We start from the raw sequence: 12,590 nt of genomic DNA, 5'->3' as shown, positions 1-12,590 counted from the left end.
ACCCCGGAGAGAGTTGTGGGGATCGTTCGATTCGCGGCCATGATACTGACCTGTCCGGAGTGCGCCAGCCGCTATTTCGTCGACGACTCCAAGGTCGGGCCGACGGGTCGTGTCGTGCGCTGCGCCTCGTGCGGTCATCGCTGGACGGCCCGTAACGAAGAGCCGCTGGACCTGTTCGACGAGCCCGAAACGCCCACCCTGGCCGATCTCGCCGAGGGGGCCGGATCGCTGGAAGAGCCCGTCGCCGAGGCCGAAGCCGAGGTCGAGCCGCCGGTCAGCGCCCTGCCGGGCGAGGAGCTGCCCAAGGTCTTCCGCGCCCGCGCCGACGCCGAGCGGCGACTACGCGCCGCGACCACCACCGGCATCGTCTGGGCCGGCATGGCCGCCACGATGGCGGTGATCGTGGTCGCCGCCCTGATCTTCCGTCTCGACGTGGTCAAGATCCTGCCTGGCTCCGCCGGCGCCTACGCCGCCGTCGGTCTGCCGGTGAACACCGTGGGCCTGGTGATCAATCGCGACAGCCTGAAGGCCAAGCCGTCCATGCAGGACGGTCGCGCCGCCGTGACCATCACGGGCGAGATCCGCAATATCACCGAGCACGCCGTCGTCTCGCCGCCGCTGCGGGTGGAGCTGCTGAACGCCAAGGCCAAGCGCGTGGCGGGCCAGTTGGCGGCCGCCGACGATCCGAAGATCCCGCCCGGCGAGGTCCGCCATTTCGCCATCACGTTCCTGGATCCGCCGCGCACGGCCAAGGACCTGCAGATCGGCTTCGCCACCGAGGCCGGAGCCGCTCAGGCCGTGAAGGCCGCGTTGAAGGTCCCCGAAAAGGGGGGCGAGCACCCCGAACTGGCCCTCAGAGGGGCCCAGGACGCCGCCGCGCCGCAGGAAGCGGCTGGACAGGACACCCCGGGACATGAGAGCGGGGAGGCTGCTCCTCCTTCCGACTCTCAAGAACCCGCCCACCATGAATGATCGCCAGAAGCCTGAAGTCCTGATCTCGGACACCGAGATCGCCGAGCGGGTCCAAAAGCTGGCCGAGGCCATCGCGCCCCGCATCGACGACGACACTGTCGTGGTTTGCCTGCTGACCGGTGGCCTGTGGTTCGCCGCCGACCTGACCCGCGCCCTCTACCGGGCGGGACGCGACGTGCGGTTCGACGCCCTGTGGCTGGCCTCGTATCACGACGAGCGCAAGAGCACCGGCCGCTGCGAGGTCCGCGCCGATCTGCAACGTCCGCTGATCGGTCGTCGCGCGCTGGTCGTCGACGACGTTTTCGACACCGGCCTGTCGCTGTCGGAAGCGGCGCGCCTGGTCAAGGACGCCGGCGCCAGCGAGGTGCTGACCGCCGTGTTCGCGCGCAAGCCCTGGCCGACCTCGCGCGGCATGGAGCCCGATTTCGTGGCCTGGGAAGCGCCGGCGCGCTATCTGGTCGGCTATGGCCTCGACGACGAGGGCAAGAGCCGAGGCCTGCCCTACATCGGCGCCCTGGACTAGGGTGCGTTAGGTTTAGGTGTGAGCGACTGAACCGCTCGAACGCGCTCTAAAGATTTGAATTTAAAGCCTTTTTATCCGCTTCAAATGGTTCCATTTGAAGCGGGCAGGCTCTAGGTCTAGGCGGCTCGCTTCTGGCGGGCGGTCGCCGCCTGGCCGATCTCGAACAGGTCGACGCGGTCGGCCAGTTCCTGGGATTCGCTGCGCAGGGCGTGGGCGGCGGCGGTGGTCTCCTCGACCATGGCCGCGTTCTGCTGCACCACGCGGTCCATCTCGCCCATGGTCGTATTGACCTCGCCCAGGCCCTGGGCCTGGTCGCGCGCCGAGGCGGCGATGGCGTTGACCTGGGCGTCGATCTCGGCGACGCGGGCGATGATCCGCTGCAAGGCCTCGCGGGTGCGGCCGACGCGCTCGACCCCGGCGCTGACCTGCTGACCCGACACGTTGATCAGGTCCTTGATTTCCTTGGCGGCGTTGGCCGAGCGCTGGGCCAGGGCCCGCACTTCCTGGGCGACGACCGCGAAACCCCTGCCGGCCTCGCCCGCGCGGGCGGCCTCGACGCCGGCGTTCAGCGCCAGCAGATTGGTCTGGAACGCGATCTCGTCGATCACGCCGATGATCTTGCCGATCTGGCCCGAGGAGGTCTCGATCAGGGTCATGGCCTCGACGGCCTCGCTGACCACCGGGTCCGACCGCTCGGCCTCCAGGCGGGCGGAGGCCGCGGCGGCGTTGGCTTGGCTGGCGCTGTCGGCGGTGTTGCGGACGGCGACGGTGATTTCGCCGAGGGCGGCGGTGGTTTGCACCAGGCTGGCGGCTTGATGCTCGGTGCGGCGGGCCAGCTCGTCCGAGGCGCGGGACATGTCGGCGACCCCGGCGGTCATGCTGGCGGCGTTGCCGGCGATCTCGCGCATGGCGGCCTGCAGCTTGGCCAGGGCGTCGTTGAAGTCGGCGCGCAGCGATTCGTAGCGGGCGGCGAAGGACTGCTCCAGTCGCCAGGTCAGGTTGCCGCGCGAAAGATGGCCAAGAGCGGTGGCCAGCGCCTCGACGACCTGGGTCTGCTCGGCCTCCAGCACGGCCTTGGCGCGAGCCTGCTCGGCATTGGCCGCGTCGCGGGCGGCGCGCTGGCTCTCGGCCTCGGCGTTGGCGGCGTCCGCGCGGGCGGCGGCGTCCAGCGCCCTGTCGGTTCGGGCGGTCACGGTGACGAACAGACGCGACACGCCGGCGGTCAGCCAGATCAGCGACCAGGCGGTGGCCATGGTGACGCCGGCGTCGAGGGCCAGGCGAAGGACCGTGACCTCGCCGCCCATCAGGACGTGTGGGGCCAGGGCGGCCATGGCCAGCTCGATCCCGACGATGGCCGCCGCGCCCGCGGCGACGGCGCGCCAGTCGCCATAGGCGACGAGCAGGGCCAGGGCGGCCAGATAGGCCATGCGGGCGTCGGCCTGCAGCGGATTGCCCTGGAAGGCGGCGATGAACAGGCTGACCTGACCTATCAAGGTCAGAGCCGTCGAGATCCGTTGAGCGGCGTTGTCGCGCCAGATCGCGAAGCCGCCCCAAGCCAGGCCCGCCAGCAGCAGCGACCCGCCGAACAGCGGCAGGGGCGCGCGTCCGGCCAACAGCGCCGCGCCCGGCGTGATCAGCGCCAAGGCCGCGATGCAAGCCAGCACCAGATTGCCGCCAAGCTTACGCTGAGCCTCGATGCTGTCGAATTCGATCAGGTTCGCCAACGCCAACTTCGCCCTCCCGAGGTCGGCGCGCACTCTGCGGCGGCGGTGGTTAATCGCGCGTGTCGCGGAACGCGCTCTCGCGTCCGTATAATTACCTATATCCAGTGGGGCATAAGGTCGCGGGCAAGGATCTCGTCATAGGTCGGCCGCTTGCGAATGACCGCGTAACGGTCGCCGTCGACCAGAACCTCGGGGACCAGCGGGCGGGTGTTGTACTCGCTGGCCATGGCCGCGCCGTAGGCGCCAGCCGACATGAAGGCCAGCAGGTCCCCGGCGCCGAAGGTCGGTAGGGGGCGGTCGCGGGTGAAGGTGTCGCCCGTCTCGCAGACCGGACCGACGACGTCGTAGACCGTCTCTCCAGGGCGCTTCACCACCGGGCGGATATCGTGGAAGGCGTCGTACATGGCCGGGCGGACCAGGTCGTTCATGGCCGCGTCGATGACCAGGAACTTGCGGCCTTCCGGACGTTCATGGACGTGAATGACCTCGGCGACCAACACCCCGGCGTTGGCGGCGATCACGCGGCCAGGCTCAAAGGCCAGGCGCACGGGCAGGCCCTTGGTGACCTCGCCGACCATCGCGGCGAATTCGGCGGGCGAGGGCGGTTCGGGATGGTTGAAGTACGGCACGCCCAGGCCGCCGCCCAGGTCCAGCCGCTCGACCGAGAGCCCTTCGCCCAGTAATTGCTCGACCAAGCCCCGCATCTTCGTGAAGGCGGCGCGCATGGGGGCCAAGTCGGTGATCTGGCTGCCGATGTGGCAGGCCACGCCGACAGGCTGGAGGTTGGCGTTGTTGCTGGCGTTGGCGTAGAGACGCGCGGCCTCGGCGAACGAGACCCCGAACTTGTTCTCGGACTTGCCGGTGGCGATCTTGGCGTGGCCGCCGGCCGCGACGTCGGGATTGACCCGGAAGGCGACCTTGGCGCGGACGCCCAGTTCGGCGGCGACGGCGGCGATCAGGTTCAGCTCTGGCTCGGACTCGACGTTGATCTCGGCCACGCCCGCCTTCAGCGCGAATTCGATCTCGCGTCGGGCCTTGCCGACGCCGGAGAAGACGATGCGCTCGCCCGGGATGCCGGCCGCCAGGGCGCGGCGGACCTCGCCTTCCGAGACCGTGTCGGCGCCGGCGCCGAGGTCGCCCAGCACCTTCAGCACCGCGACGTTGGAATTGGCCTTCACGGCATAGGCGACCAGCGGATCGACGACGCCGGCCGCGATCAGGGCGTCGCGGAACACGGTGAAGTGCCGCTCCAGCGTGGCGCGGGAATAGACATAGACCGGCGTGCCGACCTCGGCCGCGATCTTGGCCAGGGGCGCGCCCTCGCAGGCCAGGCCCTCGGGGCCGTATTCGAAGTGGTTCAACGGAAGGCCTTAGTTGGGCGTGGCGCCGGGGAAGCCCTTGGCGGTCTGGCCGCCGAACGGATCGTTCTGGCCGGGCAGCGGGGCTTGGCGGACCGTGCGGTTGCTGGAGGCCGGGTCACGGATCTCCTGGTCGCCGCCCGGACGGGCGGGCTGGTTGGCCTGGGCCGAGGCGGCGCGGCGCTCGGCCTGCCAGGCGGCCTTCTTCTGGGCGTCCCACAGCGGCGCGGGGCGTTCCAGCTCGCCCTGCCTGCCGCAAGCGGCGGCGGTCGCGGCGAGGGCGACCAGGACCAGGGCGGTCAGGGGGCGGCCCATGTTCTTGTTAGAGCGCGTCATGCCAGCAGTTCCTTCCAACGCGCGATCTGGGCGCGGACCTGGGCGGGAGCGGTCCCGCCATAGCTCATGCGGCTGGCCGCCGATGCGGCCGGGGTCAGGACGGCGTAGACGTCCTGGGTGATCCGGGGCTCGATCGCCTGGAATTGCTCCAAGGTAAGATCGGCCAGATCAACGCCAAGGCCTTCGGCCGTCTTCACCGCCGAGCCTGTCACGTGGTGGGCGTCGCGGAAAGGCATGTTCAGCGTCCGCACCAGCCAGTCGGCCAGATCGGTCGCGGTCGAGAAGCCCGCGCCGGCCGCCTTGGCCATGTTTTCGGTGTTCGGGGTCAGGTCGGCGACCATGCCGGCCATGGCCAGCAGCGAAAGCTCCAGGGCGTCGAAGGCCTCGAAGGTCGGGACCTTGTCCTCCTGCATGTCCTTGGAATAGGCCAGCGGCAGGCCCTTCATGACCACGGTCAGGGTTGTCAGGGAGCCCAGGATCCGGCCGACCTTGGCGCGGATCAGCTCGGCCGCGTCGGGATTCTTCTTCTGCGGCATGATCGAGCTGCCGGTCGTGAAGGCGTCGGTCAGCTTGATGAAGCCGAACATCGGCGTCGTCCACAGCACGATCTCCTCGGCCAGGCGCGACAGGTGCGTGGCGGTGATCGAGGCGGCCGACAGGGCCTCCAGGGCGAAGTCGCGCGCCGAGACGCTGTCCAGCGAGTTGGCGGTCGGGCGGTCGAAGCCCAGCGCCGCGGCGGTCGCGTGGCGGTCGATCGGGAATGGCGAGCCGGCCAGGGCCGCCGCGCCCAGAGGGCACTCGTTCATCCGGGCGCGGGCGTCGCGGAAGCGGCTGGCGTCGCGGCCGAACATCTCGACATAGGCCATCAGATGGTGGCCGAAGGTCACCGGCTGGGCCGGCTGCAGATGGGTGAAGCCCGGCATCAGGGCGTCGGCGTGAGCCTCGGCCTGGGCCAGCAGGGCCTTTTGCAGCGCTTCCAACTGACCCACCGTGCGGTCGGCGGCGTCGCGCACCCACAGGCGGAAGTCGACGGCCACCTGGTCGTTGCGCGAGCGGGCCGTGTGCAGCCGGCCGGCCGTCGGGCCGATCAGCTCGCGCAGCCGCGCCTCGATGTTCATGTGGATGTCTTCGTACTCGTCACGGAACGGGAAGGTCCCCGTGGCGATCTCGTCCTCGATTTTGGCCAGGCCTTCGAGGATTTCCTCGCCATCGCTGCTTGCAATCACACCTTGGCTGATCAACATCCGCGCATGGGCGCGGGAGCCCGCCAGGTCTTGCGCCCACAGGCGCTTGTCGAAGCCGATGGAGACGTTGATCGCCTGCATCAACTCGGCGGGCTTGGCCGAGAAGCGACCGCCCCACATGGCTTGACCCTGGCCCTTCCCGGCCTTGGGCGTATCGGAGGCGTTGTCGGTCATATGAGCGAAGTCCAATCGGAGGCGGCGGCCAAGAAGCGCAATCCCATGAGGATGGCGCTGGGGGGCGTCATCCTCGTCGGCGTGGCGGCGGTTCTATACGTCATCGCCGCCGCTTCGTTCAAACCCCATGGTCCCGCCGACCTCAGAGAATTCAAGAAGGCGTCGCTGGAAAAGCTGGACGTGCCCGCCGGGCCGCGCGCCGCGCCCGCCACGCCTTTCACCGGCCTCGACGGCAAGACCGCCACCCTGGCCGATTTCAAGGGGCGCGTGGTGGTCATGAACCTGTGGGCGACCTGGTGCGCGCCGTGCAAGGCCGAGATGCCGACCCTGGCCAAGCTGCAAGCCGCCTACGCCACTCAGCCGCTGACCGTGCTGCCGATCAGCGTCGACCGCGACAGCGACCTCAACCTGGTCACCGCGGAAATGGCCGCCAACCCGCCGCTGAAGACCTATCGCGATCCGTCCTATCGGATGTCGTTCGCGTTGGACCCCAAGGCTGGCGGCTTTCCGACCACGGTGATCTACGACAAGCAGGGCCGCGAGCGCGCGCGGATGACCGGTCCGGCCGACTGGGCCAGCCCCGAGGCCAAGGGCCTGGTCGAAAAGCTGCTGGCCGAGTGATCGACGCCGCCGCCCTTGAACCGCTGGCCGACGACGCCTGGCCGGCGCGCGAGCGAGCCAGGCTGGGCGGTTGGCGGCTCAACGCCTCGTCCGGCCGCTCGATGCGGATCAACGCCTGCTGGCCTCTGGCCGCGCCGGATCGCGATCCCGAGGCGGCGCTGGACGCGGCGGAGGCCTGGTTCGCCGCGCGAGGCCTGCCGCCGCGCTTCAAGCTGACCGATGGCCTCGTCGCGCCGGCCGATCTGGCCCAGCGTCTGGCGGCGCGGGGCTACGCGGCGACCAAGGAGACCCAGGTGATGCTGGGGCCGACGAGCGGGGCCGGCGATCCCGACGTTCAGGTGACCGCCGCGCCGGACGCGGCCTTCGAGACGGTGTTCACGGCCACGGCCGGCGATCCGGAGGATGGCCGCGAGCGCATCGAGGCGCTGAACCGCATCCCCGCGCCGGCCCGCTTCGCCCGGCTGGACATCGCCGGCGCGCCCGCCGCGATCGGCTGCGCGGCGATCAGCGCTGGCGTGGTCGGCGTCTTCGGAATGCGCACCGCGCCCGATCACCGTCGCAAGGGCCTGGCGCGGCGGGTTCTTCGCGCCTTGCTGTCCGAGGCCATGGCGCTGGGCGCCGATCAGGCCTGGCTTCAGGTCGAGGCCGACAACGCCCCGGCCATCGCCCTCTACGCCGCCGAAGGCTTCGCGCCGGCTTATCGATATCGTTACTGGACGCGCTGACGGCGTCAGGGCGCTACGCCCAGTGCGATCCAAAGGTCCGCCGGGCTCATCCCCATCGCGCGCAGTTCGCGCAGCGTCTGGGCCTTGTCGCGCTTGGCGTACCGCTTGCCGTCCGGGCCGACCAGCAGGCCGTGGTGGCGATAGATCGGCGTCGGCAGGTCCAGCAGGGCCTGTAGAAGGCGCTGGATATGGGCGGCCTCGAACAGGTCATGGCCCCGGATCACGTGGCTGACGCCTTGGGCCGCGTCGTCATGGACCACGGCCAGGTGATAGGCGACGCCGACGTCCTTGCGGGCCAGGACGATGTCGCCGGCGGTCTCGGGGCGGGCCTGGATCAGGCCGGTCTCGCCTCCGGGGCCAGCGCCTTGCTCAAGAAAGCTCAGCCCCTCGAAGCCGCCCAGCGCCGAGCGCGCCGCGGCCAGCGACAGCCGCCAGGCGAAGGCCTCGCCGCGTTCCAGGCGTTCGGCCTCCTCGTCGGCGGGGAGGGCGGATCCGATATAGGGAACAGCCGGTTCGTGGGGGGCGCGGCCGATGTCGATTTCCCGGCGGGTCTTGAAGCAGCGATAGACCAGGCCGCGTTCGCGCAGGGCCTCGATGTCGGCGTGGTAGCGGGCCAGGCGTTCGGATTGTCGGCGGACGGGCTGTTCCCATTCAAGGCCCAGCCAGGCCAGGTCCTCGAGGATCGCCGCCTCGTATTCGGGGCGGCAGCGCGTGGCGTCGATGTCCTCGATGCGCAGCAGGAAGCGCCCGCCAGCCTCCCGCGCCGCGCGATGGGCGGTCAGGGCCGAGAAGGCGTGGCCGCGATGCAGCAGACCCGTCGGCGAGGGCGCGAACCGGGTGACGAAGGCCACGGCGACCTCAGGCCCGATCGATGACCTTGGCGAACATGCCCAGATGCTCGAACACCGCGCGCAGGAAGGCCTCCTCGCCGCCCAGCTGGGCCTTCAGGCCGGCGAAGTGCTTGAAGCCGATCATCTCGGCCAGGCCGTGGCCCGCGCACCAGGCCGCGATGGTGGCCAGCTCCAGATCGATATCGCTGACATGGCCGCCGCCGATTTCGTTGATCGTCTCCCGGACCTGGCAATAGGCGCCATCCTCCTTCGCCTTTTCCGGCAGAGCGTCCTTGTCGCGCGAGCGGTCGTACATCACCCGATAGAGGGCGGGATTGTCGCGCGCGAAGCAGACATAGGCCACGCCAATGTTGCTCATCCGCGCCCGCTTGTCGTCGGTCGAGACGCGGGCCTTGGCCAGGGCTTCATCCAAAGCCTCCCAGCCCTCGTGAGCCACGGCCTCCAGCAGCTCGTTCTTGTCTTTGAAGTGGTGATAAGGCGCGGCGGGGCTGACCCCGGCCTCGCGCGCCACGGCCCTCAAGGACAGGGCGGCCGGGCCTTCGCTCTCCAGGATCTTGCGCGCGGCGTCGACCAGGGCGCGGCTGAGGTCGCCATGGTGATAGGGGCGGGATTCGGCGGCTGCGTTGCTCATCGGCCTCACTCTAACCCCGCCTTTCTAAAATTTCATCCAAACGCTGTAAAGATTATCTTGACGCCGTTCAGATCGATGATATCTAAACGCCGTCCAGATTGATCCGGCGAGCGCCGGTCAGAGCCCATCGGGGGTTCGGGACACACAAGATGGAGGGACACCTCATGCAACGCACGCTGAACGCCTTTGAAACCGCCTTTGACCGTCTGGCCGCCGGCTACTTCCTCGTGATCGCCCTGGGCGTCGCCGCCGCCGTCGCCGGCGTGGTGCTGTAAGAGAGATTGTTCGCGGTCGGCGGAGCGACTTCCGATCCCCCGGAAGCGCCCGCCGCGGCGTTCGGTCGACTTGAAGCTTGGCCTTGGCGGAGCTAACCAGACCCGGACGCGTTAGGCCTTCCGACGCCGTTTCATCCGTAGGCGTCGCAGGCTTTTTCTATGATCCAAGACATTTTCCGATGAGCGTCGCCTTCACCAAGGAAGGCGACAGCGAGGCTTTCGCGGCCGACCTGCCCGATCGCCCGATCTCGACCCATCCCAATCTCGTGACGCCGGAGGGCCTCGACCAAATCGAGACCGAGCTGGCCGCCGCGCGCGCCGCCTATGCCTCGGCCCAGAGCGCGGGCGGAGCGGCTGATGGCGATCGCACGGCCATGGCCCGCGCCACTCGCGACCTGCGCTACTGGTCGGCGCGCCGCGCCACCGCCCAGCTGATGACACGCGATCCGGCCAAGACCGTCGTGCAGTTCGGCGACCGCGTGACCTTCGAGCGCGAGGACGGCCGCGTGCAGACTTTCCGCATCGTCGGCGAGGACGAGGCCGACCCCGCCAAGGGCTCGGTCTCCTATGTCGCGCCGATCGCGCGGGCCTTGCTGGGCAAGGCGGTGGGCGATGTCTCGCCCGCGCCGGGCGGCGAGATCGAGATCACCGCGATCGATTAGAGCGCTCAGGTTCAGCAAGAACCGGATTGCCATCGGCGGCGGGGCGGGCTCCCTTGCGGGCGATGTTCGTTCCGCCGACCGCCGAGGTCCTGCTCGAAGCCCGCCAGCGCCTGGCCGCCGCCGATCCGGCCCTGGCCGCCATCGAGGCCGTGACCCCGCCGTTCGCCTGGCGCGTCGGCCTGGGCGGTTTTCCGGGTCTTCTGAAGATGGTCGTCCAGCAGCAGGTCTCGCTGGCTTCGGCGGCCGCGATCTGGGCGAGGGTCGAGGCGGGGTTGCCGGAGATGACCCCCGAGCGGGTGATGGCGCACGATCAGGACTATCTGCTTTCGCTGGGCCTCTCGCGCCCCAAGGCTCGCTATGCCCACGCCATTGCCCAGGCGCATCTAACGGGAAGTTGCGACTTCGACGCGCTGCCGGGCTTGTCGGACGAGGCGGCGATCGGCGCCTTGACGGCGATCACCGGGATCGGCCGCTGGACCGCCGAGGTCTATCTGATGTTCACCCAGGGCCGGATGGACATGTTCCCGGGCGGCGACGTGGCGCTTCAGGAGGCCATGCGCTGGGTCGATCGGTCGGAGGTGCGGCCGACCGAGAAGCAGGCCTATGCTCGCGCCGAGCTCTGGCGTCCCTATCGCGGCGTCGCCGCGCATCTGCTGTGGGCGTGCTATGGCGCGGTGAAGCGCCGGGAGATCGCGCCTTTCTGAGGGAATGCGACGGGATGTCTTGGTTCTGTCGCTGACTTGGCCCATCCTTTCCTCGCGTTCGGGAATGAATGCCGATTCCCAGAATTGCGTAGGAAGGAGGCCCGTCTTCAGTCCTGTCGCGTACTTTTTCAGCCGAGGTGCTGAACGCTTCGCCGTTCGCCTCGCAAGGGGGATCTGATGCAGGTCCTCACCCGCCCGCCATCCGGCATGCCGGCTCTGGTTCTCAACGCCGATTTTCGGCCGCTCAGCTACTATCCGTTGTCCATCTGGCCTTGGCAGGAAGTGATCAAGGCCGTCTTCCTGGACCGCGTCGACATCGTGGCCAGCTACGATCAGGTCGTGCGCTCGCCATCGTTCGAGATGAAGCTGCCCAGCGTCGTGGCGCTGAAGCAGTACGTCCCGCAAGAGCGCCCGCCGGCCTTCACCCGCTTCAACCTGTTCCTGCGCGACAGCTTCAGCTGCCAGTACTGCGGCTCGACCGAGGAGCTGACCTTCGACCACGTGATCCCCCGCTCGCGCGGCGGCCGGACCACCTGGGAGAACATCCTCACCGCCTGCGCGCCCTGCAATCTCAGCAAGGGCGGGCGCACGCCGCGCGAAGCCGGGATGCTGCCGTTCCACAACGCCCGCCGCCCGTCGATGCACGAACTGCAGGAGCGGGGGCGCAAGTTCCCGCCAGGCCGTTTGCACGTCAGCTGGCTAGACTATCTGTACTGGGACATCGAGCTGGAGGCTTGAAGCGCGAAAACGGCCCGGGCTGGCGTCGAGGAATGGCTGTCCCGGGCCGTGCGCGCGAGACGGAAGGGGAGGACCGCCGCGCTGAACGGTAAATGCGTCGTGATGGTCAAGGTTCCGGCGTCGCGCGCGGGAGGTTCCGAGGCCGTATCACGGCGCGGCGCCGGCGCGTCCCATGCAACCCGGATGTCGGCGGGAGGGTTTTTCAGGACACAGACTCCTGGAGAGACCCGTCATGAACCGCCCACAAGACAAGAGCGAGGATCGCCACTTCACCCACGGCACGGCCTCGTCCACGGCCGACATGGCCGCGGAGAGCGAAATCCGCCCCGAGGACAAGCATTTCGACGCCCCGCACGCACGGCGCGCCGATCAGCCGCTGAAGGACGACGAAAAGCACGACCAACTGGCCGACAAGGTCGAGGCGTCCGAGAGCCGTCAGGAAGCCCTGCTGGACGAGGGCCTGGAGGAAAGCTTCCCGGGCAGCGACCCGGTCAGCGTCAAGCGCATTACCTGATCAGCGCGCCCGACTGACGCGCCGGGAACCGGCGCGAGGCGCGTTCGGCGAAGCTGAGCGCGCCGGTCAGTTGGGGTTCGAGGGCCGTCACGTCGCGACGTTGCTGGCGGCGGCGATCCAGCTTGACGATCTGGCCGAAGGTGAGTTGGCCCTTATCACGGGCCAGCTTTCGAGCGCCTTCGATCAGGCTGGCGCCATGGACCACGACGATCCCAAAGGCGTCGGCCAGCCAGTCGGCGACGTTTCCGTCGCGACCCGTGAAGGACTGCGCGACCTCGATCGCCGCGCCCAGCACGAGGGCGGCGATCGCCAGGTCGTTGCGGCGCATCCGGGGGAAGGCGAGAAACGACACCGCCAGAAGGCCGCCGAACGCCAGGGCGTGGGCTTCCTTGTCGGTCAGCCCAAAATGCGACTCCGCGCCCTGAAACGGACCCAGCGTCAGCACCGCCACGGTCACGGACCCCAGCAGAAGCGCCAGGCGCGCGGCGTAGACGATATGGACGGGCTTGAACATGGACGCGGCCTCCGCAAGGACGCC

At 69.2% G+C, this 12,590-nt stretch carries 16 protein-coding genes; 9 read left to right on the top strand and 7 right to left on the bottom strand.

Going from position 1 to position 12,590, the window contains the following annotated elements:
• Nucleotides 1–15: 15 nt before the first annotated feature.
• Together OR37_RS16145 and OR37_RS16140 are read left to right on the top strand one after the other, a co-directional pair.
• On the top strand, nucleotides 16–972 hold the full coding sequence (locus OR37_RS16145) for an MJ0042-type zinc finger domain-containing protein (RefSeq protein ID WP_004622177.1): 957 nt from the start codon (nucleotides 16–18) through the stop codon (nucleotides 970–972).
• A complete protein-coding gene (locus OR37_RS16140) occupies nucleotides 914–1,495 on the top strand; it encodes a phosphoribosyltransferase (protein WP_004622175.1) in 582 nt (193 codons plus the stop codon). Before OR37_RS16145 ends, OR37_RS16140 begins: the two co-directional genes overlap by 59 nt.
• A 116-nt stretch (nucleotides 1,496–1,611) precedes the next feature.
• Here OR37_RS16140 and OR37_RS16135 read toward each other — a convergent pair whose 3' ends face one another.
• The 4 genes from OR37_RS16135 to argH all read right to left on the bottom strand — a co-directional run bounded on the left by OR37_RS16135 (nucleotide 1,612) and on the right by argH (nucleotide 6,331).
• Nucleotides 1,612–3,225: a methyl-accepting chemotaxis protein gene (locus tag OR37_RS16135; protein WP_004622173.1), complete on the bottom strand. Its 1,614-nt coding sequence runs from the start codon at nucleotides 3,223–3,225 to the stop codon at nucleotides 1,612–1,614.
• 89 nt (nucleotides 3,226–3,314) lie between these two features.
• Nucleotides 3,315–4,580 (bottom strand): diaminopimelate decarboxylase, encoded by a 1,266-nt coding sequence (gene lysA / locus OR37_RS16130; protein ID WP_004622171.1) that lies wholly within the window; start codon nucleotides 4,578–4,580, stop codon nucleotides 3,315–3,317.
• A 9-nt stretch (nucleotides 4,581–4,589) separates the two neighbouring features.
• Nucleotides 4,590–4,931, bottom strand: a complete 342-nt coding sequence (locus OR37_RS16125; RefSeq protein WP_419144120.1) for a hypothetical protein — start codon at nucleotides 4,929–4,931, stop codon at nucleotides 4,590–4,592.
• Nucleotides 4,910–6,331, bottom strand: a complete 1,422-nt coding sequence (argH, locus tag OR37_RS16120) for an argininosuccinate lyase (RefSeq protein ID WP_004622167.1) — start codon at nucleotides 6,329–6,331, stop codon at nucleotides 4,910–4,912. Before argH ends, OR37_RS16125 begins: the two co-directional genes overlap by 22 nt.
• On the opposite strand from argH, the gene OR37_RS16115 reads away from it, so the two are divergent.
• Both OR37_RS16115 and OR37_RS16110 read left to right on the top strand, forming a co-directional pair.
• Complete coding sequence (locus OR37_RS16115) at nucleotides 6,332–6,952, top strand: TlpA family protein disulfide reductase (protein ID WP_004622165.1); 621 nt, start codon at nucleotides 6,332–6,334, stop codon at nucleotides 6,950–6,952.
• On the top strand, nucleotides 6,949–7,677 hold the full coding sequence (locus OR37_RS16110) for a GNAT family N-acetyltransferase (RefSeq protein WP_004622162.1): 729 nt from the start codon (nucleotides 6,949–6,951) through the stop codon (nucleotides 7,675–7,677). The genes OR37_RS16115 and OR37_RS16110 overlap by 4 nt, the downstream gene beginning before the upstream one ends.
• Nucleotides 7,678–7,682: 5 nt before the next feature.
• Here the strand turns inward: OR37_RS16110 and gluQRS are convergent, their stop codons facing one another.
• Together gluQRS and OR37_RS16100 are read right to left on the bottom strand one after the other, a co-directional pair.
• On the bottom strand, nucleotides 7,683–8,528 hold the full coding sequence (gene gluQRS, locus OR37_RS16105) for a tRNA glutamyl-Q(34) synthetase GluQRS (RefSeq protein WP_004622160.1): 846 nt from the start codon (nucleotides 8,526–8,528) through the stop codon (nucleotides 7,683–7,685).
• A gap of 7 nt (nucleotides 8,529–8,535) precedes the next feature.
• On the bottom strand, nucleotides 8,536–9,159 hold the full coding sequence (locus OR37_RS16100) for a TetR/AcrR family transcriptional regulator (RefSeq protein ID WP_004622159.1): 624 nt from the start codon (nucleotides 9,157–9,159) through the stop codon (nucleotides 8,536–8,538).
• A gap of 164 nt (nucleotides 9,160–9,323) precedes the next feature.
• On the opposite strand from OR37_RS16100, the gene OR37_RS16095 reads away from it, so the two are divergent.
• The 5 genes from OR37_RS16095 (at nucleotide 9,324) to OR37_RS16075 (ending at nucleotide 12,052) form a co-directional block, all read left to right on the top strand.
• On the top strand, nucleotides 9,324–9,434 hold the full coding sequence (locus OR37_RS16095) for a hypothetical protein (protein ID WP_004622156.1): 111 nt from the start codon (nucleotides 9,324–9,326) through the stop codon (nucleotides 9,432–9,434).
• A gap of 179 nt (nucleotides 9,435–9,613) precedes the next feature.
• Nucleotides 9,614–10,096, top strand: coding sequence for a transcription elongation factor GreA (gene greA / locus OR37_RS16090; protein WP_004622153.1), 483 nt, complete (start codon nucleotides 9,614–9,616; stop codon nucleotides 10,094–10,096).
• A 62-nt stretch (nucleotides 10,097–10,158) separates the two neighbouring features.
• Complete coding sequence (locus OR37_RS16085; RefSeq protein WP_004622152.1) at nucleotides 10,159–10,800, top strand: DNA-3-methyladenine glycosylase family protein; 642 nt, start codon at nucleotides 10,159–10,161, stop codon at nucleotides 10,798–10,800.
• A gap of 174 nt (nucleotides 10,801–10,974) precedes the next feature.
• Nucleotides 10,975–11,538 carry an HNH endonuclease gene (locus OR37_RS16080; protein WP_081612970.1) on the top strand — a complete coding sequence of 188 codons (564 nt, stop codon included), beginning with the start codon at nucleotides 10,975–10,977 and terminating at the stop codon, nucleotides 11,536–11,538.
• A gap of 232 nt (nucleotides 11,539–11,770) precedes the next feature.
• On the top strand, nucleotides 11,771–12,052 hold the full coding sequence (locus OR37_RS16075; protein ID WP_004622148.1) for a hypothetical protein: 282 nt from the start codon (nucleotides 11,771–11,773) through the stop codon (nucleotides 12,050–12,052).
• On the opposite strand, the gene OR37_RS16070 is transcribed toward OR37_RS16075, so the two are convergent.
• Complete coding sequence (locus OR37_RS16070) at nucleotides 12,045–12,566, bottom strand: VanZ family protein (RefSeq protein WP_004622147.1); 522 nt, start codon at nucleotides 12,564–12,566, stop codon at nucleotides 12,045–12,047. The two genes, OR37_RS16075 and OR37_RS16070, sit on opposite strands and share 8 nt — an antisense overlap.
• Nucleotides 12,567–12,590: the final 24 nt, after the last annotated feature.

It is taken from the genome of Caulobacter vibrioides OR37, from assembly GCF_000372645.1.
Lineage (GTDB): Bacteria > Pseudomonadota > Alphaproteobacteria > Caulobacterales > Caulobacteraceae > Caulobacter > Caulobacter vibrioides_E.
The sequence above is the reverse complement of the archived record's forward strand: the minus strand, read 5'-3'. Positions and strand labels throughout refer to the sequence as shown.

Excerpts from the sequence above, each read along its gene's own strand:
- OR37_RS16140 (WP_004622175.1), top strand. The coding sequence starts at position 914 with ATGAGAGCGGGGAGGCTGCTCCTCCTTCCGACTCTCAAGAACCCGCCC.
- argH (WP_004622167.1), bottom strand. The coding sequence starts at position 6,331 with ATGACCGACAACGCCTCCGATACGCCCAAGGCCGGGAAGGGCCAGGGT.
- OR37_RS16115 (WP_004622165.1), top strand. The coding sequence starts at position 6,332 with ATGAGCGAAGTCCAATCGGAGGCGGCGGCCAAGAAGCGCAATCCCATG.
- OR37_RS16100 (WP_004622159.1), bottom strand. The coding sequence starts at position 9,159 with ATGAGCAACGCAGCCGCCGAATCCCGCCCCTATCACCATGGCGACCTC.
- OR37_RS16095 (WP_004622156.1), top strand. The coding sequence starts at position 9,324 with ATGCAACGCACGCTGAACGCCTTTGAAACCGCCTTTGACCGTCTGGCC.
- greA (WP_004622153.1), top strand. The coding sequence starts at position 9,614 with ATGAGCGTCGCCTTCACCAAGGAAGGCGACAGCGAGGCTTTCGCGGCC.
- OR37_RS16085 (WP_004622152.1), top strand. The coding sequence starts at position 10,159 with ATGTTCGTTCCGCCGACCGCCGAGGTCCTGCTCGAAGCCCGCCAGCGC.
- OR37_RS16075 (WP_004622148.1), top strand. The coding sequence starts at position 11,771 with ATGAACCGCCCACAAGACAAGAGCGAGGATCGCCACTTCACCCACGGC.
- OR37_RS16070 (WP_004622147.1), bottom strand. The coding sequence starts at position 12,566 with ATGTTCAAGCCCGTCCATATCGTCTACGCCGCGCGCCTGGCGCTTCTG.